Genomic DNA, 23,394 nt, shown 5'->3' on the forward strand with positions numbered 1-23,394 from the left:
TTGTCCTCATTGGCCAGCGGCCGCGATCAGTTCCGGCGGCAGGACCTGATATTCGAGACCGGCCCAGACAAGCGACACCTGCCGCTCGATATTGAGCACCTGAAGCTGCGTTTCGAGCTGCATGTGCCGCGCTTCGAACGCATCGGCGAGCGAGCCCGTCCCCGACCGGTAGGCCGCGTTGGCCAGCTGCACTTTCTGATCGGCGGCGGGCAATACGGTCTGCTGCAGATTGGCGAGCCGTTCGCGGCCGCTGGCGAGCTTCGTCGCGAGCGTCTGAATCCCCGCCATCACCTGCCGCTCGGTGTCTTCGTAAGTGAGCCGCGCCTGCGTACCCATCTGCGATTTTTGTTCGACGTCGCGGTCCTCAAGGTTTTTGCGGTTGATCGGCAATGGAATCGACACGCCGAGCGACACGTAATCGGAGAAATTGCCGCCGCGTTTGAAATAGGTCAGTCCCCAGGTCCAGTTGGGACTTCTGTCGCTGCGGGCGACGTCGGTCGCCGCGTCCGCAACGGAGATCGCCGTGCGTGCGGCAATCAGCAACGGCTGCACCTGATCGAGCTGCTCGGCGCTCATGCCCGATACGGACGATTCGAGCGACGGAGTGTTGTCGGCCACTTGCAGCACATTGCCGGCCGCGGTCCAGCGCGACAGTTCGATCAGCGCGGCTTTCTCATCCTGTTGCGCATCGATCAGCGCGTCGCGTGCATTGCCGAGCGTCACGCGCGCCTGCGCGATATCCGACGCGCTGCCCTGCGCGCCACGGTACGAGGCCTGCCGGGCGGCAAGTTCGTCCTTCAGGTGATCGACCAGCGCCTGGTTCAGCGCAACGGACTTCTTTGCGAAGACGGCATTGAGCCACGCCATCGCGGTTTGCTGGCGAACCTCAGCGAGCTTTTCCAGGTAAGTCGTCCGGCCCTGATCGACCGTGCGATTGGCGAGCGCCGTGCGAAGACGGCGCTTCGTCGGCGACACCCACTCCTGCTCGATGCCGATGCCGCGCATCGTGAAGTCGTCCTGCCCGATGGTGAACGCTTGCGGTCCGTTGATCGGCAGGTCTTCGACGCTCAGCTTCAAGGTCGGATTCGGCAACTGTCCTGCCTTGACGACGACGGCCGAGTCACCGCGCACGGCTGCTTGCGTGGCCTCGATTGACGACGAGCGGTCTTGCGCGACCTGAAGCGCCTCGTCGAGTGTCATGCCCGCGCCCTGCGAGTAAGCGGCACGGGTGCCGAGCATGACGAATGCCGCGAGCGCGATCAGACGCAACATCACGCGCAACGCGACGCGCCGGCTACGCGCCGGCGAAAACGGGAAAAGCATGGTCAACCCCGAATGGTCGAGCCTACGCCGCGCTTGAGCAGGCGTAACAGCTCACATCCTGTGTCAGGACGAACGTCACCGCGCACGGCGGTGTGCGAGAAGATCGGAGTTAGACGGAACGCGGAGGTCGCCACAGGCCATCCGGCGCGCGGATGGAGAGCGACTGCGAAAAGTGGAAGACAACGCGGCTGGACACAGGCGTTGCATGCCGGACGACGGTTGCATCGGCGCCGGGATAGTAGACGCTGCCGAACTGGCATTGCGCGGTCATCTTGCAGAACCCGGCCTTCGATGCCTTACCGCCCGGCGACGGTTGCATCGAATCGCAGCCCGGCATTGCATCCGACGGGTTGCTGCCGTCCAGCGTCGCGACGGACTGCTCCATCGGACACTCACCGGCCAAGCCGCTCGCTGCCAGCCCGGTAATGGGCAGCATCGCGCACAGCAATAACACGAAGAGGGTCCGGATGAATTTCATCATAGCGATCGCAGGTCGCGACATTTTACCGGGTTGGCAGAATTCTGTATCGATCGGCGCGAACCGTCCGGCTCGCGCGGCGCCCCGCTATCGGTTGATCAGTCTGACAACGGTCGGTGTGCCGCTCACGTTTTCGATGCGAACCTCGGGGCGCACGAGCTGGGTGTTCGGGCTCGTCAACGCGGTTGCGGTGCTGATCATCGCCTGCCCCTGCGCGATGGGTCTCGCTACGCCGATGTCCCTCCTTGCCGTCTCGGACCCCGTCAAACCGAGCACGACCGAAGCGTTGGCCGAGTTGAAGCGCGCTGGTATTCGCGTCGTGGTCGCGAGCGGCGATGCGTCGGCGACCGTCCGGTCCGTTGCGGCGAAACTCGGTATCGACGAATTCCACGGCGAATCGAAGCCGGAGGACAAACTCGCGCTGGTGTCCCGGCTGCAGGCGGAAGGGGCCGTCGTCGCGATGGCCGGCGACGGCATCAACGATGCGCCTGCGCTGGCCAAGGCCGATGTCGGAGTCGCGATGGGCACGGGCACCGACGTGGCGATGCACAGCGCGCAAATCACGCTGGTGAAGGGAGACTTGCGCGGCATCGCGCGCAGTCGTGCATTATCCGACGCGACCGTGCGCAACATGAAGCAGAACCTGAGTTGGGCGATGGTCTACAACGCACTGGGCGTGCCGCTCGCTGCCGGCGTGCTGTTCCCATTCACGGGCTGGCTGCTTTCGCCGATGATCGCCGCACTGGCGATGAGTCTGAGCTCCGTATCAGTCATCGCAAATTCGCTGCGCTTGCGGCGGGCAAGGATCTGACGATGAAAGCCGGCGCAACGCGTCCTCGACGTGCGTGCGCCGCAACCCGCTGCTGATTGCCACGGTGCGGATTCCATCGTGTTCCTTACGCACCAGAAATCCTCGACGGGCACGACGGCCACGATTCCGTCGCGACTCGACCGATCATTTGCGACTTCGGCGATCTCCTTCGCGAGCGCCTCTAACCGCTGTACCACGGCTTGATGGACAAAAAGCCTGAGACCGACATGGCGATGGGCTCACAACCAGGTTTGGCATCCCGTCCGGCCATAACCAGCACGATGCCACGCCGTTCTTCATTTCCGTTATGCGAGCGTCGCTTGACCGACAAGACCAGACATTCGAGCGCGCGTTGTCGATGGCCCGCTTGTGGCCGACTTTTGTCGGACGCGTTTGTCTCTCGTTGATCTTACCCACTCTGCAGATGACTGCTTTCGGACGCGAAGCGGGCAGCAGGGGAATCTTTTGTGACCAGACTTTGTCAGCCGACATTGACCGGCAAATCATCGTAGCGTTTGAACCTGTAGAACAGCACAGAAATCAACCAGCTCAAGACGAAGACGCCGATGACCGCATAGCCGAGCAGACCGAAATTGTCCGACGCCGCGCTCACGAGATCCCACAAGCCGCCCTTCAGCTCAAGCTTGTCCGCAATCAACGCCAGCGCTTCGATGCCGCCAATCAGCACGGCGACTACGACCGACACGAAGGTAATCGTGATGTTGTAATAGAGCTTGCGCACCGGCTTCATGAAGGCCCAGCCATACGCGCCGAGCATCAGTACGCCGTCTGCCGTATCGATGAGGCACATGCCAGCGGTGAAGAGCGCCGGAAAAATCAGGATGGTCCCGAGCGACATGCCGTCGGCAGCCTGCGCGGCGGAGATACCGAAGAGCGCAACCTCTGTCGCCGTATCGAAGCCCAGTCCGAACAGGAAGCCGATCGGATACATGTGCCAGCTGCGCGTGACCAGCCGGAACAAGGGACGAAACATACGTGAGAGAACGCCACGCTTGTTAAGCAGCATGTCGAGGTCTTCCTCGACCAATCGCTCGCCGCGCTGCAAGCGCCGGAAGGTTTTTACAACCGACACGAGAATCACCACGTTGACAACGGCCAGCACCAGCAGAAAGCCAGCAGACACGGAAGTGCTGATCACACCGCCGATCGCCTTCATGTCTTCAAAGCGCGACTTCAATGTGACCGCCGCAAACGCCACCGCAACCGATAGCGCGAGACGATCGTCGAGTGCCCCAACGAAAAGAAGAAACGCACCGCGACGGGCCGCTTGCCGCCTCGCATCAGCTTGCGCGTGGTGTTGTCGATCGCTGCAATGTGGTCGGCGTCGACTGCATGACGCAAACCGAACGTATAGGCGAGTACCGCGGTGCCGATGAGGCCGGGGCGCCCATGCAGCGCGGTCAGCGCCCAGATCCAGATGCCGATGTTCGCGGCGATAAGCAGCGAAAAAATGCCGATGACCTTGCCGCGCAGTGCTTGCGCGCCATCATCGAAAAGACGGGAAAGGTACAGCTATGGCCTTGGCGATCGCCTCACCATATTCCCTATTGATGCCTTGCGGCAACCATCGCACCTGCGATTATCGCGCGGAAAGCGCACGAATAAATAGCCGATGCACCTTCGCCCGATACGTTATGGTATGCATGCAAGGTGCTTCATGAGGCACCAGGTTTCAGTGACCCATCGTGGCCGGACTTTTCGTTTCACATTCGGCTTGCAGATGCTCGCCGTCGCTGAAGACGAATGTGAAGGGAATCCTGTCGCCGATCTTGAGCGGCCGTTTAGGCTGCTCCAGCATCACGTGATATCCGCCTGGCTTGAACGCAAGCGTGCCATCGGCAGGCACACTGACTTTATCTACCATGTCCATCTTCGATGTACTGCCGTTGCTGACCGTCTGGTGCAGCATCGCGCTGCCGTACGCATCGGTCTGAACGCGAAGCAGGTCGACCGGCTTCTGGCCCATGTTCATGGCGCTAAAATAGCCGCCCGACGGCAGATCGCCAGGCAACAGCCGGATCCAGCAGCCGGACACCATCATCGACCCGGGAGCCGCTACCGCACTTCCCGCGCATGCGAACGATGCCGTAAGCAGAAGCAATGCTCGTGTGATCTTCAAGTCGCTCTCCTGTGTATGCTGCGAAGTCAGACTACAACCTGTCGAGACGCGCGACCGAACAGCACGCGGTCCATCAGACAGACCATAACCAGCGTTACGCCCATCAACGGAAATACCAAGCCCAGCACGATGAGGCCGGCTTTCCAGCCCCGCATCGGCATACCAGCGCGCTCGCGCGCCGGTGCGCCAAACGTGCCGGCCGGCCGCCGTTTCCACCACATCACGCAGCCGGTCGACGCAAGCGTCGCCAGTCCAAGCGAAATCACCGTACAGACAAGCTGGTTCGCAAGGCCGAAGTAACGGCCCATATGCAGCGACGTCCCATAAGACACGGCCTTCCCCACTGCGCCGTAATCGCTGTAGCGTATGTCCTTCAGTATCGCGCCGCTGTACTGATCGATGTACAGGGTGCGCTCGAGCTTCGGGTCGGCCGGAAAATACGACACCGAGTACACCCCGCTTGCGGAAGCGGGTAACGCGACGTCGTAGCCATCGGAGAGGCCGAGCGCACCCACCTGCGAAACGATCTGGTCGAGGGTCAATGACGTGGGACCCACCTGCTGCGACTGCGGCACGCGAGTCGCACCGGCAGCCCATGGAACCTGCGGCAGCGGCAGATCGTCCATCGTCATGCCCGGCATCGAATCCATGTCCGAGTCGCGTGACGCATGCGACGCGGACATTGGCTGCGCTTTCGCGCCCGGTATCGTCGAACGCAACGGCGAACCGCCCCACGCGCCCTGTGGCGAGCCGAGCTTTGCGCTTGTCGCCAGCGCCTTGAACTGCTTGCCCCATGACCCGGTCCACGGCAAGCCCGTGACGACGAACGCGAGCGCGCCCACGGCAAGCCAGATTCCGAGCGCGGCATGTATGCTCTTCCAGAACGGCCGGCCGCGCAGCACAAAATGCGGCACGAGCGCGCCACGTAGCGACGCCCCTGCCCGGGGCCACCAGAGCGCGACGCCTGTGCCGATCATCACGAGCGTCCAGCAGGCGACCAGTTCCATCAGCAGTTCACCCGGTTTTCCAAGCAACAGCTTTCGGTGAATCATCCGGTCGAGCTGCATGAAGCGGCGATCGACGCTCAGCGTGCCGAGCACGGTGCCGTCGTACGGATTCACATACACGCTCTGTTTGTCGCCATCGGGCAGGCGGAAGACGAACTCCGCACTGCGGTCCGTGCGAGAGGAGATGCGTGCGGTCGTCGCGACCGAGCCTGCCGGCAGTGCACGGCGTGCATTTGCGAGCAACATGTCTTCGGCAAGACGCGGCGTTTCGCGCGGCTCGACGACGAGCCGATGCGGATACAGCAGCGGCTCGATCTGCGGCTGGAAGCAATACAGCGTACCGGTCAGCGCGAGCACGACAAGAAACGGCATCACGAACAAGCCGGCATAGAAATGCCAGCGCCACAGCGTTCGATAACCGCGGCCCGCTGCCGTGGCGGCAGCCGGCGTCGTGCGCGGGTTCGGTGGTCGGGTTACGGTAGTGGACATGACATCCTCCTCCTTTAAAGATGAAGCCGGCCTTCGACGTAGAACGTACGGCCCGGATAGGGGTGATAGACGTAGTAGCGCTCATCGAAGAGGTTATCGATGCCTACGCCGATTTCGCTCTGCTTCGTCGGCCGGAATGTGAACTTCGCATCCGCGACCACATACGTGCTGGTGCCGCCGAACACATCGGGATTCGTGTCGGTATTCGTGAGCGTGTTGTACTGCCTGCCGGAATAGCGCACTGCAAGCGTCAGCGCCGAACGTGCATCGAAACGGTAAGTGCCGGCGACGTTCGCGCGCCACAGCGGAATACGGTAGAAGTATTTGCCCACCGTAGCGGGATTCTGCGCATTGGCGATGATCTTCGACTGCGTGTATGCGGCATTCGCGATCAGATCGAAACCGCGCAGAAACACGTCCTGCCCCTGGTAGCTGACTTCGACGCCGCGCGAACGCACCTTGCCGATGTTCTGGAAGCTCGTCACGTTTGGAATCACGGTCGTATCGGTCTGGCTAAAGATCGTGTTCTTTACGTCGTCCTGAAACAGCGAGAGCCGGAACAGGCCGTTCCAGTGTGCCCATTCCGCGGTCAGCTCTTTCGACAGGTCGTCCTCTGGCTGCAGATTCGGGTTGTTGTTGATGATCGACGAACCGTTGATTTGCCCCTGGAACAGCTCGCCGACCGTCGGGAAGCGATACGCGCGCGCGATCGATGCGCGCAGCGTCAGATCGTCGGTCGCATCGAAAGACAGCGACGCTTTCGGCGAAAAATGATGCTGGTCCGCTTCGGGGTAAGGCAAGGTTGCGGCACCCAGCGCCTGAAAACCGTCGTACGCGCGCCAGTCTTCGTAGCGCACGCCATAGACGAATTTCCAGCGCGGCAGAAAACGCCACGCGTCCTGCGCATACGCGGCCTGCGTTTGCGTGCGCCCCCTGAACGCGTTGGCGAAACTGCCGGACGCGCCGTCGCGCCAGGCCGCCGTGTTGTAGGTTTCGTTGTCGAGGAAGTAGTTGTCGTAGTGATAGCCGAACGTCAACGCATGGTTCAGCAGGCCCGCTTGCGGCGATGCGGGCGTGTACGTCGCTTTCAGGTCGAGCGTTTTCCAGCCGGTGCCGTCACCGAACGTGACCACACCCGGTCCGTTACCGGGACCGCCCGCGTTGGCGGTGCGCGCGACGCTATTCGACACGTCGTAGTACGACGCAATGGCCTCGCCGTTCCAGCCTGACGCGTTATGAGTCTTCAACCACGCGCCATACAGCCAGTTCTCGCTATTGCCAAGGCTCGGCGCCAGCGCTGCGGCCGGAATGTTGTACTCGAAGCCATTGATCGCGACCTTGCCGCTGTACACCGGATTGCCGTTCGCGTCGCGCAGAAAAGTCGACGTCTCGCTGTTGTACGTCTGATGCCAGTACCCGAGCGTGAAACCTGCCTGTACGGTCGGCGTGAAGTCGTACTGCATCTTCACTTTCAGCTGATCCTGGATCGTGCGTTCGATCCCTTCCCCATTGACGCCGAGCACCGCGGTCGGCGCGTTGGTCTGGTTGTTGTAGAAATAGGCGCCCGTGACCGGTGTGTCGCCCGGCTTCGCAGGCGTGCTGGATTGCGCGAGTGTCGCGAACTGCAGCGGCTGACCGGTGTTCTCGAGGTGATTCGCGCCGACGAAGAACGAGAACTTGCCGATCCGGTCGCCGATGGTCGCGCTCGACTCCGTGCCGTTGAAGTTGCGATTCACGCCGAACAGATCGAAGTGTTGCGTAAACGCCTTGACGTCCGCACTGGCTTCGAACTTCGTCGGCATGCGTGTCGTGATCAGCACCGTGGCGCCCAGCGAGTTACCCGGATAGAGCGCGGAGTACGGACCGTAGATCACGTCGACCTGCTGGATCTCGTCCGGAAACACCATCGACCAGCGCGGCGGAAACGAGTAGCTGTTGCCGAGCAGATTCGACAACAGCAGCCCATCGGCGTAGACGAGGCCGCGTGCGCTTTGCACGTTGCTCGTGCCGCGCACCGCGATAATCGAGTTCAGGTCGCCGATGAATCGTTTGCGCACCGCGAGGTTCGGCAGGTACTTGAGCACGTCTTCCGTGTTGACCACATTCCAGTTCTCGAACTGCTCGCGCGTGACCGTTTCGGCCGATGCGGGCAGATTCGGATCGACGACCGGGCGGTAGCTGCCGGCACCGCTTGCCGTCACGGTGACGGCCGGCAGTTCGTTGGCGGTGGAACCGGTGCTGGTCCGAGCAGTAGACGACGCGCCCACAGGTGTGCCGGCTGTGTCCGCAAGTGCTGGAGCGGCCAGCGTCAGCGGCAGAAGCCCGACAGCGACATGGCGCGTGCACGGCCGAATGCCGCGGCGAAGGCTTCGCAAAGCGAAGTACAGCATGTTGGATTATTCCTGTGCGTGTTGGTGAACACGCCACGACAGGCGGCTGCGTGCGCCTTCAATGGGCGCAGGCGGGCCGGTGCGGCGTGCGGCGAACGACGGTCAGGAAAGGGCGGGAGGGTCGCGTGGACGCCCGGATGGAAACGCACCGAGCGGCGTGAAGCGTGTAGAGAGCGCGACGGTTGTGGCCACAACCGGCAGCAGAAGAACCGGGACGATGGTCGGTGCAATAGGCGGCGGCGCCGCATGCGTGGCGAGCAGATCGCAATAGCCGCACGCGGAAAGCAGATCGCCCGCATGATGGCCGCCACTATCCGCTTGCGTGGCAGAGCAGAGCGCCGCGACCGGTTCAGCGGCATGAGTTGACGCCACGAGCTGACTCACGACCGGCACGAACACGACTAGGCACATGGCAAGCATGCCACGCCAGGCGCTCCAATGTCGACGGGCGTGAAAATTCATGAGTGAGGTGCGGAAATGAATCAGCGAGCGAAGTTTAGCACCGGTTTAATACCTGGTTAAGCAAACGTTGGTCTATTTCCCGATCCCAAAGTAGCTTGATCGGGACACAGCCGACGATCTGCGGGTGGCATAATCGACCCAATAACAGGCCGATGTGAAGGCCGCATTCTGCGTAAAACCGGTAGCTTCCCTGGAGTGCTTGCGATCGTGACGACATCTCGCATTCACTCGCCGAGCCGCTCAGCTCGCCCAGGTCGCGCGCCTCGTCTGTTCTTCTTTTTCTGATCCGTACTCGTTTCTGTACATTGCGCCGCAATTCCTGTCTGCGTGCACGTTCTTGTCGATGAATCGGCGGCGCTCAAGGTTCCGATGATGTTGAAGAAGAAGGAGGGGGCCATGCATTTTCGTTCAAAGCGAAGTGAGGCGCCGCGCGCGTCGCTAAGGAGCACAGCGGTCGCGCTCAGCATCGTCTCGGCCGTGCTGCCGTCGCAAGCCAGGGCCCACTCGATTGCGGGCGACCGGGTTTTCCCTGCAACCATGACCATCGACGATCCCGGTGTCGGCGATGAAGCCAATCTTCAGTTCGGCCACATTCGCGTGCCGGGCGATAACGGCGATCAAAGCATCAACACTTTCGATTTCGAGTACGACAAACTCATCACATCGCGGCTTGCGCTGTCGGTAGGCGGCACGTACGTGATGCAGAACAACCCGACTGCGCACGGTTTCGACAACTTCGAGGTGGGCCTGAAATATCTGCTGTACGTCAACGACGCGCACGAATTCATGACCTCGATCGGCATCAGCGCGGAAATTGGCGGCACGGGCAGCCGGGCAATTGCGGACAATTTTTCGACCATCTCGCCGACGATCTATGCTGGCAAGGGCATGGGCGACCTGCCGGATGCGCTTGTCTGGCTGCGCCCCGTCGCCATCACGGCGGAGGCCGGGCCGGCACTCACGACGGGCGCCGGACAGCCCAATGCGTTCAACTACGGCTTTACCGTGCAGTACAGCCTGCCATACCTGGAACAGCACGTGCATTCGCTGGGCTTGCCGCAGCCGCTTTCGAACCTGATTCCGCTTGTCGAGATTCCACTTTCGCGAAGCCAGGGGCAGACCACCGGTACCGTCAACCCCGGCTTTATCTGGCTCAACCGTTACGGTCAGTTCGGCATCGAAGCGCAGATCCCGATCAACCGCGCAAGCGGCTCACACGTCGGTGTTCTGGTACAGGCACATCTGTTCTTCGACGACATCGCGCCGACAACCATCGGCAAGCCTTTGTTCAACTGGTAATGGAGCATTGCATGTACTCAAGCCGTCGCTTCCGGACCTGCATCACGCTCGCTGCCTTCGTGCTCGGATCGGGGGCGGCCGGCACGGTCTGGGCGCATGTCTTCCCGCGTACGCAGGTGCCCGCAGCTGGCGCCACGGTGACTTCGCCTGGCGAGGTGCGAATCGTTTTCGATGGGCCATTGGAAGCCGCCTTCTCGACTGTGACCGTCACCGATGCAAGCGGCAAACAGGTCAACACTGCAAAAGCCGCCGCCGATGCGAAAGATCAGGATGCGATCGAGGTCGCTTTGCCGCCCTTACCGACGGGACACTACACCGTGCATTGGGCGGCAGTTGCATCCGATGGTCACCGCACGCATGGCGACTACGGCTTCGACGTAAAGTAGGAATCAGCGCTCAAAACCGGATTGTGATCCGCGCATTTTCTGACGTTTTATCCGGCGGCGCGTAGGACGACGGTCCGGTACGGTGTCGAAGCGGATGATCGCAGCAGTGGAGCGAGCGCCGCGGTTCATGACCGGGTACCGCCTCGTGCACTTCGCATGCGCGCCTGCAGCGTCGCGAGGCCGCAATCGGCAGCACGCGACCCGGTGTCGACCTTCGTAGGACTTGTGCGAAGGGCCGTCCAACGCCTGAGAGCGGCCATCCATGTCGTCTTTCGAGGCCTGCCACTGGCCGGCAAACGACACGCGCGAACCCTTGTAGCACTTTCGTCTGTTTCGCCTTCCCTGGAGCGCCCTACCTTGATCCGGGCTACCGAGTGCTTCCCAAGCCAACGGGCTTTGCGCATGGACATCAGCGCGCGTGATTTAGAACAAGGAAAACTGCCCACGCGAGCGAGACCATCGCGCAGCTCCAGAGAAGGATCGACGTCAAGGCATCGCGACTGATCTTCGGAATCTTGGGATTCCCGGCAGCCGGGCTATCCTTGATGTTTAAGCCTGCGGTCCTGCGTCGTGCTTTCATGAAATCTCGACCGAGCCATGGTCATCGCAATGATCGCCGTGCGGATGATGCAGGTGGCCGTTGACCAGGTAATCGACATGATCGCCATGCGGTACTGGCTCGTGTCCGCAGCCTGGGCCATGTACATGGCCCGATTCATGGCCACCGCAATCTGATGTACATTGGTCCGGATTTACCGAACTGACCTCGATCTTGTGTTCGTCTACATGATCGCCGTGCGGATGGTGCAAATGACCATCGTGCAGGTAGTCTACGTGGTCGCCATGCTTGATTGCGGTGTGTCCGCAGCCTGGGCCGTGCTGATGTTGATGGTTGGCGTGATGAGGTTCGTTGCATGCACTCATGCTTGTCTCCTTTGTCCGCTTGGCCGCACCACCGGCCACCTGTGTACTCGTCATCGATGAGGACTTCAACGCGTCGAACCTGCCCGGAGGGCAGTCGCGCGCCACCCGGACAATCGCGTGGCTCGCTTGCCATAAAGATACTCCTAGCCACTACGAAAATCACATGCAGACTTCCGCGCAGGCAGCGCATACTTTTACGGGTTGTTTACATCCCTTTCTTCGGACTGCAGTCCGGCCGAGAACCGACGCTCGCTGGTTTTACGTGAATGACTCAGCTTGGCCGCACTCCGTCCGATGCTGAATCGATAAGGCATGCCGCGTATTCAGCGTGCGGCAGTCACAACCTGACCAAATAGAGACTTCAGGTAAATTTTTGTGAGCGTCCGATGGTCCGCAGAAAGCGGACACCGGCTCGCAGCCAATCACGTCTCGTGGAATCCAACTCGACCGAGCGAGCGTGTACAGATCGAACATCCTGGCTACGGGTATCGAATAACCAGGTCAGCTTGCGGCTGGAAGTTGAAACTGGTCAGCCAGGTCTCCAAGACTCCAATCATGGCCTATTTCATGCTGCACATCCTGGTCCGCTGCCGGTCGCCCGCCCCGCAGTGAATTCGTCCGTAGTCGCCACTTTCTGGCGGCCCGACGCTCGCGCAACACCTGAACCAGGCGTCAGCTACGTCACTCCGACGAGACGATAGCCCACGGCGGTTTCCGTCAACATGTACTCGGGTTGCGCTGGATCACGCTCCAGCTTCTGCCTGAGATGGGCCATGTAAATGCGCAGGTAGTGAAGATTGCTCGCCCGTCCGGGGCCCCATACCTCGATCAGTAGCTGTCTGTGCGTGAGTACCGATCCCGCACGTCGCGCAAGCGCGATGAGTAGCCGGAATTCGATTGGAGTCAGATGAACCGGTAGGCCATTCCGCTCGACAGTGCGAGTCTCCAGATCGACCGCGACATCACCGAACCTTATCCGGCGCGAGTCTGCTGTCACGGACGGGTTCAGCCTGCGCAACTGGACACGGATACGCGCGGCGAGCTCCGCAATGCTGAAGGGTTTTTCGACATAATCGTCAGCACCGGCGTCCAGTGCTGCGATCTTGTCTTCTTCGCGACGACGCGCGGATAGCACAACGATCGGGATCGAAGACCATGCGCGCAATTCGCGAATTACCTCAAGGCCGTCCATGTCAGGAAGACCCAGATCGACTATGAGGATATCCGGTCGCATGCTTGCGGCTGCGGTGATGCCCTGCCGGCCTGTCTCGACGCCGGTGATGCGCAGAGTTTCATTTTCCAGTGCCGTGCGCAACATGCGTCTGAGGTATTTATCGTCTTCGATCAGCACAACATTGACTGCTGGTTCCATCGGGCTTGTACTCGTTCGTCGCCGCGCCAGATACGAATGCCGTACGAGGGCCGGCGCAAATGCGCCAGATCGTCGTGTCAGGAAGACATTGCGGCTCAGCTACCAGCACTCAATAGGGGCGCGACAGGCCCCACGCGCGTCACGCTGTTGCATCACGCGCGCGGGTGCCGTTCTTACCGGAACATGGTCCGTGCAGTCAATTCACTGGCTTGAGATCGTCGAGTGCGAGGTTAAGCTTCAGCACATTGACACGCCGCTCACCGAAGATGCCGAGCTGGCGACCGCTCGTGCTCTGTGCGATCAGGCCGTCGATCTGTTCGCGCGACAACCCGCGCGCTTTTGCGACCCGGGCAGCCTGATAGGCTGCCGCAGCGGGACTGATTTCGGGGTCTAGGCCGCTTGCGGATGACGTTACCAGATCGACAGGAATCGGTGCCGTGTTCGCAGGGTCCGCATCGTGAAGGGCCGAGATGCGCCCCTTGACCTCGTCTGCGAGTGCCGGGTTAGTGGGACCCAGGTTCGATCCGCCCGACGACTGTGCGTTGTACGGATTCGGCGTCGTCGCCGAGAGACGGCCCCAGAAATAGTAGGGCGCATCAAACTGCTGACCAAGCAGTGTGGAGCCCACAGTTTTTCCGTTTTTCTCAATCAGGCTGCCGTTTGCCTGATTCGGAAACACAGCCTGACTCACTGCGGTCACGGCAGCGGGAAAGATGAGGCCCGTCAGTACCGTCATGGCAATGAACAGGGTAAACAGCGGACGTAACAGATTTTTCATGATCGTTAGCTCAAAAATGCGAGTCCATGTGCAGGGTGCCAGGGAGACGGGCTCGCGAGATCCTACTCACAAGGCCGCACACAACTCATGCCCAGCCGCATGCGGCAATCACCATGTCAATCAGCTTGATGCACGGGAACGGCAGGATGATGCCGCCGAGGCCGTACACCAGCAGGTTGCGGCGCAACAGCGAAGCCGCACCGATCGCGCGATACTTGACGCCCTTCAATGCCAGCGGAATCAGCATCACGATGATGATCGCGTTGAAGATCACCGCCGACAGGATCGCCGAGGCCGGCGTGGTCAGATGCATCACGTCGAGCACGCGCAGTTGCGGATAGGTCGAGGCGAACGCCGCGGGAATGATCGCGAAGTACTTCGCGACGTCGTTGGCGATCGAGAACGTGGTCAGCGAACCGCGCGTCATCAGCATCTGCTTGCCGATCTCGACAATCTCGATCAGCTTCGTCGGATTCGAGTCGAGGTCGACCATGTTGCCCGCTTCCTTCGCGGCCTGCGTACCGGTGTTCATCGCCACCGCGACGTCGGCCTGCGCGAGCGCCGGTGCGTCGTTGGTGCCGTCGCCGGTCATCGCGACCATGCGGCCTTCGGACTGGTGCGCGCGGATCGTCGCGAGCTTCGCTTCCGGCGTCGCTTCCGCGAGGAAGTCGTCGACGCCTGCTTCGGCTGCGATCGCCGCGGCGGTCAGCCGGTTGTCGCCGGTCACCATCACGGTCTTGATGCCCATCTTGCGCAGTTCGGCAAAGCGCTCCTTGATGCCACCCTTCACGACGTCCTTCAGCTCGATCACGCCGAGCACGCGCGCGCCATGCTCGCCCTTCTCGGCGACCACGAGCGGCGTGCTGCCGCGCCGCGCGACTTCGGTCACGACGTTGTTCACTTCAGCCGGGTAACGGCCGCCGCGCGCTTCGACGTAGGCCTTCACGGCATCCGACGCGCCCTTGCGGATCTCGCGGTCCGCGAGGTCGACGCCGCTCATGCGGGTCTGCGCACTGAAGCCGATAAAGACCGGGTGGAGCGCGGCCATATCGCGCTGGCGAATGTTGAAGCGCTGCTTCGCGAGCACGACGACGCTACGGCCTTCCGGCGTTTCGTCGGACAGCGACGCGAGTTGCGCGGCGTCCGCGAGTGCTTCCTCGGTGACGCCCGGCGCCGGCACGAAGGCCGAAGCCTGGCGATTACCGAGCGTGATCGTGCCGGTCTTGTCGAGCAGCAGCACGTCGACGTCGCCGGCCGCTTCAACCGCGCGGCCCGACGTCGCGATCACGTTCGCCTGCATCATGCGGCTCATGCCGGCCACGCCGATCGCGGACAGCAAACCGCCGATCGTGGTCGGAATCAGGCAGACGAGCAGCGCGACGAGCGCGGTGATCGTCACCACGTGACCCGCCTTGACCGCCTCGACCGCAAACATCGAGAACGGCAGCAGCGTGGCGGTGGCCAGCAGCAGCACGATCGACAACGCGACGAGCAGAATGGTCAGCGCGATTTCGTTCGGCGTTTTCTGACGCTTCGCGCCTTCCACCATCGCGATCATGCGGTCGAGGAACGCTTCGCCCGGGTTCACCGTCACGCGCACGACGATCCAGTCCGACAGCACGCGCGTACCGCCGGTCACCGACGAAAAGTCGCCGCCCGACTCGCGGATCACCGGCGCGGATTCACCGGTAATCGCCGATTCGTCGACCGATGCGACGCCTTCGATCACTTCGCCGTCGGCCGGAATCGTGTCGCCCGTTTCGACGAGCACGACATCGCCCTTGCGCAGATCGGTAGCCGTCATGATGCGGATCGGCGCCTTCGGATGCGGCTCGTTGAGCTTCTTGGCCATCACGTCTTTCTTCGCACTGCGCAGCGACGCGGCCTGGGCCTTTGAACGGCCTTCGGCAAGCGCCTCCGCGAAGTTGGCGAAGAGCACCGTGAACCACAGCCACAGCGTCACGGCGAGAATGAAGCCCGCCGGCGCCTCGGCCTGTCCGAAGAGCGCTGCCAACCACAGGATCGTGGTCAGGATGCTGCCGACGTACACGCAGAACATCACCGGGTTGCGGAACTGCGTGCGCGGCGTCAGTTTCCTGAAGGAGTCCACGATCGCCGGCTTGACGAGTGCAGGGTCGAACATCGAGTGTGCCCTGTTACCGACCGACCCGGACCAGTCGTTATTCTGGACCGGCGTCTTGTTCGCATTATTCATAAATACCTCGAGTTCAGTGACCCGCGAGCATCTGCAGATGCTCGGCAATCGGACCCAGGGCGAGCGCCGGCACGAAAGTCAGCGCACCAATCAGCATGACCGAGCCGAGCAGCATCACGACGAACAACGGGCCGTGCGTGGGCAGCGTGCCTTCGGTAACCGCGAGCCGCTTTTTTGCGGCAAGCGAGCCAGCAATGGCAAGCACAGCGACGATCGGCACAAAACGGCCGAACCACATGGCGATCGCAAGCAGCACGTTATAGAACGGAGTATTGACGGAGAGGCCCGCGAAAGCGCTGCCATTGTTGTTGCCGGCCGACGTAAAGGCATAAAGGATTTCCGAGAATCCATGGGTGCCGGGGTTGGCGATGCCTGCAGTGCCGAGTGGTGAGATCACACCGATCGACGTACCTACCAGCACGATCATCGGCATCACGAGGATCGCAATGGATGCCATCTTCATGTCGTAGGCTTCAATCTTCTTGCCAATGTATTCGGGCGTACGACCGATCATGAGGCCGGCGATAAACACCGCAAGCAGCGCAAAGACCAGCATGCCGTACAGGCCAGAACCAACGCCTCCGAAGACGACCTCGCCGAGTTGCATCATCAGGATGGGTACCAGACCTCCCAACGGGGTAAGCGAATCGTGCATGTTGTTCACAGCACCACATGACGCAGCGGTCGTCGCCACAGTGAAGATGCCCGAATCGGCAATGCCAAAGCGAACTTCCTTGCCTTCCTGATTGCCCCCTGCCTGCATAGCGGACGCACTCTGGTCGACATTTAGCGATGCAAACATCGGGTTGCCCGCCTGCTCTGCCGAAATCTCACTCCAGCAGGCTACAGCGAACGCGATTGTCATCGCGGCAAGCACTGCGTATCCCTGCCGCCGGTCGCCTACCATGCGACCGAAGACCATGCAAAGCGCCGCGCCGATCGATAGCATCGTGACAAGCTGGACGAAGTTCGAAAGCGGTGTCGGGTTCTCAAACGGGTGCGCCGAATTCGCGTTGAAGAATCCGCCACCGTTGGTACCAAGCATCTTGATTGCTTCCTGCGACGCGACCGGTCCCATCGCGATCGTCTGCCGGTCGGCTTTGACGTCCTGCATCACCGGGTTACCCTTGGCGTCCTTCACGGCATTGCCCTGTGCATCCGTTTTCGGAGTCTGGTACGTCGTGACCTGGACCGTCGAGACGTCCTGGTATGCCTTGAAATTCTGGATCGCTCCCTGGCTGACGAAGAAGATTGCAAGCAGGAACGAGATAGGCAGCAGGATATAGAGTGTCGTGCGAGTCATGTCGACCCAGAAATTGCCAATCGTCTTCACCGAGTGACGGGCAAAGCCGCGGATCAAGGCGACAACGACGGCAATCCCGGTCGCTGCAGACATGAAGTTCTGCACGGTGAACGCAAGCATCTGGGAGAGATAGCTGACAGTCGATTCGCCCGAGTAGTCCTGCCAGTTCGTGTTGGTCACAAAGCTCACCGCCGTATTGAACGCTGCATCCGGTGTCATCGGCCCAAAGGCCTGCGGATTGGCGGGGAGCCATTGCTGCACGCGCAGGATCACGTACACAGCGAGTGCGCCGAGCGCATTGAACAGCAGCACGGCGACCACGTAGTGCTTCCATGACATTTCCGATTCCGGATCAACCCCCGCCACGCGATAAAGCAGATGCTCTAGCGGGCGACCGATCCGGCGCACGACGACCGAAGAGCCGTCGAGTACTCCTGTCATGTAACGACCGAGCGGAATCGCGATCGCGATCAGCACGACGATAAACAGGACCATCTGAAACAGGTTGCTGGCATTCATTCGAGCACCTCAGCACGAAAGAGCGCGTACGCCAGGTACACGAGAAGCAATCCGGTAGAGCCCCCGGCGAGCCACAACATCCAGGCGTTCATGCCCGACCTCCTGACGTGCGGCGATTCAGTTTTTCGCAGCCGGTGGCCAGTGCCAGGCACAGCGAACAGAACGCGACAATGCCGGCGATATAGATAACGTCCATGCTTGGAATCTCCAGTAACGGATCAAACGCGGCTAGGAGAGTAAGAAAAATGGCGTAAACGCGGCGCATAGCCGGAGGGGGTTTGGGTAAAAACGGTGTAAACGTGAAAATGGCAATCCCGCAACTGTGGGGTTATCTGTGGCGAGCACGGTTTGGGGCGAAACGTCCAACAACAATGCCCAGCACTGTCACCACGGTCGCAGGCCGGAGCAATGTCATGTAAGATGCGTGCATGGGTGTCAGCTGCATGTCGCGGCATGACAGGTAAATTGCGCTGGTCGGGCCACCACGCAGGAGTACCTATGCCCACGCAATCAAACTCATCCACATCCTCCCCGTCAGTTCCACAGCGCATCGCGCACAAGGCCTTCACCGCGCTGGAAAACTTCCTGCGAGTTGAAGCGGCCAGTGGCATCGTATTGCTGATCGCTGCTGCGGCCGCACTACTCTGGGCAAATTCACCGCTTTCCGATAGCTACCACAGGCTGTGGGAATGGCCGCTTGTGTTTGGCGCCGGTGATCTGGTGTTCGCAAAGCCGCTTCACTTCTGGATCAACGACGCGCTCATGACCATCTTTTTCCTGGTGGTTGGCATGGAGATACGTCGGGAAATGCACGAAGGGGCGTTGAGCGACCTGAGACAGGCGGTGCTGCCGCTGGCAGCGGCAATAGGCGGCGTAGCAGTACCGGCGCTCATTTACGCCACAATGAACCGCACGCCTGATGCCATTCATGGCTGGGCCATCCCGACCGCCACGGATATTGCTTTTGCTGTTGGGGTACTGGCACTGCTTGGACGCTCGATTCCCGGTAGTGTGCGTGTCTTCCTGCTAACGCTTGCGATTGTCGACGACATCATCGCAGTGCTCGTCATCGCTTTTTTTTACTCGTCTGGATTCGACTTCGCTGGACTCGCCGTTGCACTTGCCGGCATTGGACTGGTATTGGCCATGCAGCGCGCGGGAATTGGCACTGCCCCAGCCTACATCGTTCCGGGCGCCATTATCTGGGTGGGCCTGCTTGTCAGCGGCGCGCATCCTACCCTCGCTGGCGTCGCACTCGGGTTGCTGACGCCGGTTGTCCCGACGCACAGACGTGAACGCGCGCTGGTGGAAATTTCGCGTGCGACGAGCGACGTGACGGGGCCAACCATGGCAGCTACCGTCGACATCAACCGGTTGGCCAAACCTTTGCAAACCCTGCGCCTGGCGCAACGTGAACTGTTACCCCCGGTTGTTCGCGTCCAGTGGGCACTGCACCCCTGGGTCGCATACGGCATCATGCCGCTGTTCGCATTGGCCAACGCCGGGGTGACACTGGGTAGCGTGGATCTATCACGGCCTGAAACTCTCTGGATCGCGGCTGGAATATCGACTGCCCTTGTCGTCGGCAAGCCGGTAGGTGTATTTCTTGTCACGTGGTTGCTGGTCAGGCTCAAACTGTGCCGCCTGCCACCAGGGGTGTCATGGAGCGGACTCGGGCTGATCGCGCTTCTCGCGGGAATCGGCTTCACCATGTCGATCTTCATTGCCACGCTGGCGTTCAATGACGAAGGTGCGTTGAACGTTGCCAAGCTCGGCGTGCTTGCCGGATCGTTTGTCGCAGGAGCACTAGGGCTTGGGTGGGGCATGATCTGCTCACGCTTGAAAATCGGGGATCGTAACCCGGCCGTCCAATAGGGCACCCGCGTTGTCCCGTCCTTCAACGAATCAAATAGGGCACCCGGGTTGTCCCGTCCTTCAACGAATCATCGTGATCGGGACCCCACTCAGACGCGACAGCCGGGCGAACAAACCCCACTTCCGGAAAAAACCCAGACCATTCGCATCAAGCACCATGACATCGGCGCCGTGAGATTTCGCATAGGAAGCGATGGTTTTTCCCGGCGGGCCGAACACGCGCTTCCACGTGTAGGGCACGCCGGCATCCTCAAGAACGGCGCAGGTTCGTGTCAGTGCGTCGCGCATCAGCAACTTCTCATGGCGTCTTAATGCGGCACGCGATTGAAACGCGGCCGCGCGGCCCTCGCCGGTTTCTTCCAGCACCTCAAGCAGTTCGACCTGCGATACGCATTTCTCACCAAAGAGAAAGGCTGCGTGACGCGCGGCTTCAAGCGAGCCAGTCCGGCAAACAACGGGAATAAGCAGCTTTAACATCTTCGGTTTCGCGCAGGAGGATTCGATACACCTCATTACAGTACGTGGCGCATCAAGAAAACGGAAAGCTCCTGATCGACCGTGTAAAAATTGTGTCAATACGGAAGACACGCGACGTGGGTTGCGGCCCCGTCACTTTGCTCAAAATGTGCAGATGCGATCGGGCGCCTTACTGCCAGCGTTGCCGCGATAGGCAAACAGCGTTGCGCAGTATTGTTCAAATGACGCGAACGACCGAGACACACCGAATATTCGCCATATTCCTCGATCGGACGAACGACGCCTCATGGCCGGACAGCGTCCAAGCACGGTCCGGCCGTTGGCCGCTCACACCTCTGTCTGTTCAGCCATTTCGAGCGCGTCGTCAACTTCGATGCCGAGATATCGAACTGTGCTTTCGAGCTTGGTATGGCCGAGCAGCATTTGTACGGCCCGAAGATTTTTCGTCCGGCGGTAGATCAGCGATGCTTTGGTACGGCGCATTGTGTGCGTTCCATACGCGGTGTCGTCGAGTCCGATCGACCGCACCCATCCGTGCACGAGGCGGGCGTACTGACGCGTCGAAAGATGCGGTGAGTCATGGATCCTCCCGGGAAAAAGGAAGTCCGAAGGCGTCAGCCCCGCTGTCCTGATCCAGGTTTCCACGCTATCCCGCGTCTGCTCCGTAATCTCGAACTGCACCGGGCGCTGGGTCTTCTGCTGCATGACTGTCGCTCGAGGCGCCACGCGTGAGCCAAGGCAGACGTCGCTCACCCGTAACCTAGTCAGGTCGCAAGCACGTAGCTTGCTGTCGATCGCGAGATTGAACATCGCAAGATCACGCGTTTTCGCCCCCAGTTGCATGCGGATTCGAATCGCCCAGATTTCCCTGAGCTTCAGCGGTGGCTTCTGCCCGGTTAGCTTGTCCTTGTTCCACGGCACCCGGGGCACGCGGTTGCTCATCGTCGCTTCCATGATGACTCTCCTTTCAAAGGAAGGGAGAATCAGTCTGCGCCCCGCGCCAATGGGCGATGCCCGACCCTTCTGGGACATCGGGTCGCTGCGAGCGAACGGCGGCTCTCGGTGGTCAACAAGACATTGAAGCTCCGATGCTCTTTCTGTCTCACCTCATTTCGTCAACGACTGAAGCAGTCTGGTCAGATCCTGAGGCTGGACACGAATGATCCCGGCGCGTGGGCTATCAATATCCGCGATGAGTGCCAGCGATAACGCGACCGTCACAGGCAGGACCGCAATGAGCAAACCTCTGCGCAGCTCGCCCCTTGTACAGTAACCCTGCAGGACGCAGCCAAAAAGGGCGATGAGGATCATGAGAAACCACGCGCCAGGCGGGATGTGATTGATCCGCGCGGCCTCGGAATAATCCTGCGAGTTGAGCACGTCATTCATTCCTGCAACAACAAGCGCGCCGATCGGTGTGGGCTTCTCCTGCGCTACCTGCGTTGCGAGTCGCCATAGCTCGGACTGGAGCGCCGCCGTATCGCGGCGAATGCGTTCGAGTTCTTGCCTGTCTCGCGTGCGGAAACCGGCCAGTCTCAGTTCAGTGTAGCGGATCAACCCGGCTTTAATCTTCGCACCGACAAGTGCATCGGCCAGATCGGCTCGTGCGTACTCCGTTCCTATCGCGTTAGCTTCGCCTTCTTCAAGGTTCTTGCGCTGGTCGTAGCGACCTACCGCCATTGAGAGGCAGAAGCCGATCAGCAGCGCGAGCAATGTTAGCGTGGCCGTCCGGACAATGTTGAAATCCTCGCGGTCGTCCTCCGGCAGCACGGCAACGCGTCGTAGTGCATAGGCGCCGAATGCTACCGCCCCCATGAACAGTACGAGAAGCACCATAAACACGACAGCCGGATGAGCGACGAACGCAGCCATGCAAGCCTCCAGTTGCAGCGGGTTCATTTCGACCGCGGCGGAAGCGGTCCGAAGAACATCGTCTTGAGTTTATGGTGGCCAATTACCCGGGCCAGCTCCGCGATGACGCAGTACACAAAAATCAGGGTGACGAGGAGAATCTGGACGGCCCAGAACCGCGGCCAGTTCATAGCGGCTAACAGCTGGTGATTTGCGGCCGAAATGCCAGGCGCCTCTTTCCAGTACTCGTAGAGCCGCTCGAGGTAATGCACGACGAGCGCGACGATCGCATAAATCAGTGTCTTCCAGCCGACATTCCAGATCAGCGGTCTTTCCGGAAAGCGGTTGATGAACGGAAGCATGTCCGACACGAGCACCGACTTGCCGGGCACGAGCGATGCGATCAGCACCGATGCGGTCACCGGAACCGGCGCACCGCAAGCCGCTCTTCTCATTCCGACAACTCCAACGATCGCGTCGCAAATCCGGCTAGCCTGTCTTAACCGGTTCGAGAAATCCGACACGCGTGACCGAACTCGTTGACAAGTCCTTGAATTCTGAGGACGCGTAGTCTAGCTAATTCCGCTCCCCTGCACTCTTGTCGGGAAACTGATTTTATTGGGCTGGCGCGCAGTTGGCTAGACTCGAAAGGACGGAACTAACTGGATTACCGAAAAACGCAAGAGCGCAGGACCGCATCGCGGCGCCAATCCGTGTTCCTAGGGCTTTGCTGATGGAGGGCGAGAGACGCTTGGCGACCCAACTGAGACATTCGCGATACGCACGGTGTAAGTCCGGTTTTGAGACGACAACGGTCGTCTACTTTCTACGCTAATTGCTGAATTGAGTCGACGATCGTCTAGATACAACTCGCCACTCTCAAAGTTCAGCCGGCAAGTTTCCGATCTGCGCGGAGGCTGGCTTCGCATCACGATCTCAACGCGCCATCAAGTCTCACTGACAGGCTGAAAGTCTGCATCATCTGAACGCCTGTCTGCGACAGTCGTGGACTGCTGTCGCTCGGCGCGCTACATCAAGAATGCGTCGAACCGTTCAGTCGAGCCTCGTCTACGTTACCGTGCCGTACCGACTGCTTCACAACGGTTATGGCCATCAGCGATGGCTTTGTCGGTGTCCATCGCCCGGTCGCCCCGTATTCGAGTGGCTGCGGCTGTGACGCATCGCGAAGGCCGGTCGGAAATCAACGTGTCGATGCTCTGCACAAGCACCGAGAGCTCCGCTGGTTTGCGAAAAGACGTGGACCAGCACCGAGCGTGTACAGTCGGCTTCCGCTC

General features: G+C 60.7%; 18 protein-coding genes and 2 pseudogenes. 4 read left to right on the forward strand and 16 right to left on the reverse strand.

Translation table 11 applies throughout. The features are described from left to right. Positions 1 to 6: 6 nt before the first annotated feature. The gene (locus KZJ38_RS16950) at positions 7 to 1,323 is read right to left on the reverse strand and encodes a TolC family protein (RefSeq protein ID WP_246641517.1); all 1,317 of its coding nucleotides are present in this window, start codon (positions 1,321 to 1,323) and stop codon (positions 7 to 9) included. A 109-nt stretch (positions 1,324 to 1,432) separates the two neighbouring features. Beyond that, the gene (locus tag KZJ38_RS16955; protein ID WP_343223827.1) at positions 1,433 to 1,804 is read right to left on the reverse strand and encodes a hypothetical protein; all 372 of its coding nucleotides are present in this window, start codon (positions 1,802 to 1,804) and stop codon (positions 1,433 to 1,435) included. Positions 1,805 to 2,042: 238 nt separating this feature from the next. Between KZJ38_RS16955 and KZJ38_RS16960 the strand changes: the two are divergent. Then, positions 2,043 to 2,612, forward strand: a pseudogene (locus KZJ38_RS16960) (HAD-IC family P-type ATPase); the annotation flags it as partial. A 481-nt stretch (positions 2,613 to 3,093) separates the two neighbouring features. On the opposite strand, the pseudogene KZJ38_RS16965 reads toward KZJ38_RS16960, so the two are convergent. The 5 genes and pseudogenes from KZJ38_RS16965 to KZJ38_RS16985 all read right to left on the reverse strand — a co-directional run bounded on the left by KZJ38_RS16965 (position 3,094) and on the right by KZJ38_RS16985 (position 9,058). Next, a pseudogene (locus KZJ38_RS16965) lies at positions 3,094 to 4,145 on the reverse strand (HoxN/HupN/NixA family nickel/cobalt transporter). Positions 4,146 to 4,305: 160 nt separating this feature from the next. Further along, positions 4,306 to 4,752, reverse strand: a complete 447-nt coding sequence (locus tag KZJ38_RS16970; protein ID WP_425518254.1) for a copper chaperone PCu(A)C — start codon at positions 4,750 to 4,752, stop codon at positions 4,306 to 4,308. 26 nt (positions 4,753 to 4,778) lie between these two features. Further along, a complete protein-coding gene (locus tag KZJ38_RS16975; protein ID WP_219797362.1) occupies positions 4,779 to 6,248 on the reverse strand; it encodes a PepSY-associated TM helix domain-containing protein in 1,470 nt (489 codons plus the stop codon). 14 nt (positions 6,249 to 6,262) lie between these two features. Further along, a complete protein-coding gene (locus KZJ38_RS16980; RefSeq protein WP_219797364.1) occupies positions 6,263 to 8,638 on the reverse strand; it encodes a TonB-dependent receptor in 2,376 nt (791 codons plus the stop codon). Positions 8,639 to 8,740: 102 nt separating this feature from the next. After that, positions 8,741 to 9,058 (reverse strand): DUF2946 domain-containing protein, encoded by a 318-nt coding sequence (locus KZJ38_RS16985; RefSeq protein WP_281425785.1) that lies wholly within the window; start codon positions 9,056 to 9,058, stop codon positions 8,741 to 8,743. Between the two features lie 438 nt (positions 9,059 to 9,496). Between KZJ38_RS16985 and KZJ38_RS16990 the strand changes: the two genes are divergently transcribed. Then, positions 9,497 to 10,399: a hypothetical protein gene (locus KZJ38_RS16990; protein WP_219797367.1), complete on the forward strand. Its 903-nt coding sequence runs from the start codon at positions 9,497 to 9,499 to the stop codon at positions 10,397 to 10,399. A gap of 11 nt (positions 10,400 to 10,410) precedes the next feature. Continuing rightward, the gene (locus KZJ38_RS16995) at positions 10,411 to 10,785 is read left to right on the forward strand and encodes a copper resistance CopC family protein (protein WP_219797369.1); all 375 of its coding nucleotides are present in this window, start codon (positions 10,411 to 10,413) and stop codon (positions 10,783 to 10,785) included. 576 nt (positions 10,786 to 11,361) lie between these two features. Here the strand turns inward: KZJ38_RS16995 and KZJ38_RS17000 are convergent. From KZJ38_RS17000 to kdpA, 5 genes are all read right to left on the reverse strand, one after another. Next, positions 11,362 to 11,709 carry a hypothetical protein gene (locus KZJ38_RS17000; protein ID WP_219797370.1) on the reverse strand — a complete coding sequence of 116 codons (348 nt, stop codon included), beginning with the start codon at positions 11,707 to 11,709 and terminating at the stop codon, positions 11,362 to 11,364. Positions 11,710 to 12,385: 676 nt separating this feature from the next. Then, complete coding sequence (locus KZJ38_RS17005) at positions 12,386 to 13,081, reverse strand: response regulator (RefSeq protein ID WP_219797372.1); 696 nt, start codon at positions 13,079 to 13,081, stop codon at positions 12,386 to 12,388. Between the two features lie 196 nt (positions 13,082 to 13,277). Further along, the gene (kdpC, locus tag KZJ38_RS17010) at positions 13,278 to 13,859 is read right to left on the reverse strand and encodes a potassium-transporting ATPase subunit KdpC (protein ID WP_219797373.1); all 582 of its coding nucleotides are present in this window, start codon (positions 13,857 to 13,859) and stop codon (positions 13,278 to 13,280) included. Between the two features lie 85 nt (positions 13,860 to 13,944). Next, a complete protein-coding gene (gene kdpB / locus KZJ38_RS17015; protein ID WP_219800407.1) occupies positions 13,945 to 16,002 on the reverse strand; it encodes a potassium-transporting ATPase subunit KdpB in 2,058 nt (685 codons plus the stop codon). A gap of 85 nt (positions 16,003 to 16,087) precedes the next feature. Further along, the gene (gene kdpA / locus KZJ38_RS17020; protein ID WP_219797374.1) at positions 16,088 to 17,896 is read right to left on the reverse strand and encodes a potassium-transporting ATPase subunit KdpA; all 1,809 of its coding nucleotides are present in this window, start codon (positions 17,894 to 17,896) and stop codon (positions 16,088 to 16,090) included. Between the two features lie 498 nt (positions 17,897 to 18,394). On the opposite strand from kdpA, the gene nhaA reads away from it, so the two are divergent. Beyond that, positions 18,395 to 19,771 (forward strand): Na+/H+ antiporter NhaA, encoded by a 1,377-nt coding sequence (gene nhaA, locus KZJ38_RS17025; RefSeq protein ID WP_219797375.1) that lies wholly within the window; start codon positions 18,395 to 18,397, stop codon positions 19,769 to 19,771. 60 nt (positions 19,772 to 19,831) lie between these two features. Here the strand turns inward: nhaA and KZJ38_RS17030 are convergent, their stop codons facing one another. The 4 genes from KZJ38_RS17030 to KZJ38_RS17045 form a co-directional block, all read right to left on the reverse strand. After that, positions 19,832 to 20,248: a universal stress protein gene (locus KZJ38_RS17030; protein WP_219797376.1), complete on the reverse strand. Its 417-nt coding sequence runs from the start codon at positions 20,246 to 20,248 to the stop codon at positions 19,832 to 19,834. Between the two features lie 327 nt (positions 20,249 to 20,575). Beyond that, positions 20,576 to 21,202, reverse strand: a complete 627-nt coding sequence (locus tag KZJ38_RS17035) for a tyrosine-type recombinase/integrase (protein WP_219797377.1) — start codon at positions 21,200 to 21,202, stop codon at positions 20,576 to 20,578. A gap of 153 nt (positions 21,203 to 21,355) precedes the next feature. Further along, a complete protein-coding gene (locus KZJ38_RS17040) occupies positions 21,356 to 22,120 on the reverse strand; it encodes a bestrophin-like domain (RefSeq protein ID WP_219797378.1) in 765 nt (254 codons plus the stop codon). 23 nt (positions 22,121 to 22,143) lie between these two features. Then, on the reverse strand, positions 22,144 to 22,554 hold the full coding sequence (locus tag KZJ38_RS17045; protein WP_219797379.1) for a hypothetical protein: 411 nt from the start codon (positions 22,552 to 22,554) through the stop codon (positions 22,144 to 22,146). Positions 22,555 to 23,394 lie beyond the last annotated feature (840 nt).

The sequence above is a fragment of the Paraburkholderia edwinii genome (assembly GCF_019428685.1).
GTDB classification, from domain to species: Bacteria; Pseudomonadota; Gammaproteobacteria; order Burkholderiales; family Burkholderiaceae; genus Paraburkholderia; species Paraburkholderia edwinii.

Coding starts and splice junctions, on each gene's coding strand:
- KZJ38_RS16980 (WP_219797364.1), bottom strand. CDS start 8,638: ATGCTGTACTTCGCTTTGCGAAGCCTTCGCCGCGGCATTCGGCCGTGC.
- KZJ38_RS17035 (WP_219797377.1), bottom strand. CDS start 21,202: ATGGAAGCGACGATGAGCAACCGCGTGCCCCGGGTGCCGTGGAACAAG.
- KZJ38_RS17030 (WP_219797376.1), bottom strand. CDS start 20,248: ATGTTAAAGCTGCTTATTCCCGTTGTTTGCCGGACTGGCTCGCTTGAA.
- KZJ38_RS17040 (WP_219797378.1), bottom strand. CDS start 22,120: ATGGCTGCGTTCGTCGCTCATCCGGCTGTCGTGTTTATGGTGCTTCTC.
- KZJ38_RS16995 (WP_219797369.1), top strand. CDS start 10,411: ATGTACTCAAGCCGTCGCTTCCGGACCTGCATCACGCTCGCTGCCTTC.
- KZJ38_RS16950 (WP_246641517.1), bottom strand. CDS start 1,323: ATGCTTTTCCCGTTTTCGCCGGCGCGTAGCCGGCGCGTCGCGTTGCGC.
- KZJ38_RS17000 (WP_219797370.1), bottom strand. CDS start 11,709: ATGAGTGCATGCAACGAACCTCATCACGCCAACCATCAACATCAGCAC.
- KZJ38_RS16990 (WP_219797367.1), top strand. CDS start 9,497: ATGCATTTTCGTTCAAAGCGAAGTGAGGCGCCGCGCGCGTCGCTAAGG.
- KZJ38_RS16975 (WP_219797362.1), bottom strand. CDS start 6,248: ATGTCCACTACCGTAACCCGACCACCGAACCCGCGCACGACGCCGGCT.
- KZJ38_RS17005 (WP_219797372.1), bottom strand. CDS start 13,081: ATGGAACCAGCAGTCAATGTTGTGCTGATCGAAGACGATAAATACCTC.
- kdpB (WP_219800407.1), bottom strand. CDS start 16,002: ATGTTCGACCCTGCACTCGTCAAGCCGGCGATCGTGGACTCCTTCAGG.
- KZJ38_RS17045 (WP_219797379.1), bottom strand. CDS start 22,554: ATGAGAAGAGCGGCTTGCGGTGCGCCGGTTCCGGTGACCGCATCGGTG.
- kdpA (WP_219797374.1), bottom strand. CDS start 17,896: ATGAATGCCAGCAACCTGTTTCAGATGGTCCTGTTTATCGTCGTGCTG.
- kdpC (WP_219797373.1), bottom strand. CDS start 13,859: ATGAAAAATCTGTTACGTCCGCTGTTTACCCTGTTCATTGCCATGACG.
- KZJ38_RS16955 (WP_343223827.1), bottom strand. CDS start 1,804: ATGATGAAATTCATCCGGACCCTCTTCGTGTTATTGCTGTGCGCGATG.
- KZJ38_RS16985 (WP_281425785.1), bottom strand. CDS start 9,058: ATGCTTGCCATGTGCCTAGTCGTGTTCGTGCCGGTCGTGAGTCAGCTC.
- nhaA (WP_219797375.1), top strand. CDS start 18,395: ATGCCCACGCAATCAAACTCATCCACATCCTCCCCGTCAGTTCCACAG.